We start from the raw sequence: 1,109 nt of genomic DNA on the forward strand, positions 1-1,109 counted from the left end.
TATACACTTCGCCCTTGACAGAACCTTCTGAAACTTTTTGTGTAGTCACCAAGGCTGCTTAAGGTCTAATATATTGGCAATTCCAAAGGAAACCCTGCGAGCTTACACAAAATTCTTGACGGTACCAATCGTTTAGATACATATGCAATATCTATGTCTTGAGAAAATAAAAATGATGCATGAGTGTCTCTTAAACCGTGAAACGTTGTTTTCTTAATATCTAATTTCTTCAATAACTCCGCTAATTGTTCCGACTGTTTAAAACCGCCAAAGCTGAAAATATAACCATTCTCTTTAACAGGAATTTTACGAATGAGTTCATATACTTCTTTGTTAATAGAAACATCACGTTTTGCATTTTGTGTCTTTAACGAAGTGTCATCAGAAGTAGGACTGATTGAATGTCTAACTTTTATTCCGTATTCATAAAGACTCTCTGGGCGTATTGCTAGCAGTTCTCCACGTCGCATCCCCGTTTCTAATGCAAGTAATACAAGTAAGTTAAATTCGTCTTCTGGATGCTGTAAAACGTAATTACGAAGCTTTCTAAAATCAGTGATAGATAATGCTTTATTACGTTTGGGTGGGTTCTCTCCACGTGTTTTTACTAAACGAGCAAAATCATTTGCAATATAGCCACGAGCATATGCATCACGTAAAGATGTTTTTATTTTAAGAAGAACCTCATGTGTTGTTTTTCGAGAATGTGTCTTGGCATACTCATCAATCTTTTTCTGAACAACAATATCATTTAAATCTTTTAATTGGATATCCTGAAATAAATTTCTTATAACTCCTAAAGTACGAACATAATTTTGAAATGTCGTTTCTTTAACGTCATTAACCTTTACAAGATAAATCCAATTTTCGAAGAAGTCCGCAAATGTTGTTGTTCTATGAGCAAGTTCTTTTCCTTCTCCTTTCGCTAATTCCATTTCTAAAGCCCAAAGTTTTGCTTCCTTCTTAGTCGGAAATGTTTTAGCCTGGATTATTCATAAAAAACCTTTAATGCCCAAATAATGCTTATCTATCAAGTAATTGAGCTAAATGGTCCATGCATCAAATAAATGAAAAAAGAATCCATTTCTGATATGGTTAAAACAACTACG

The 1,109-nt window shown here is 33.9% G+C and carries 1 protein-coding gene; it reads right to left on the reverse strand.

All coding sequences use genetic code 11. The features are described from left to right. Window positions 1-65: 65 nt before the first annotated feature. On the reverse strand, window positions 66-935 hold the full coding sequence (locus E2L07_RS20555; protein WP_243855035.1) for a tyrosine-type recombinase/integrase: 870 nt from the start codon (window positions 933-935) through the stop codon (window positions 66-68). Between the last annotated feature and the right edge of the window lie 174 nt (window positions 936-1,109).

The sequence above is a fragment of the Halalkalibacterium halodurans genome (assembly GCF_004376175.1).
Taxonomy (GTDB): Bacteria; Bacillota; Bacilli; order Bacillales; family Bacillaceae_D; genus Halalkalibacterium; species Halalkalibacterium halodurans.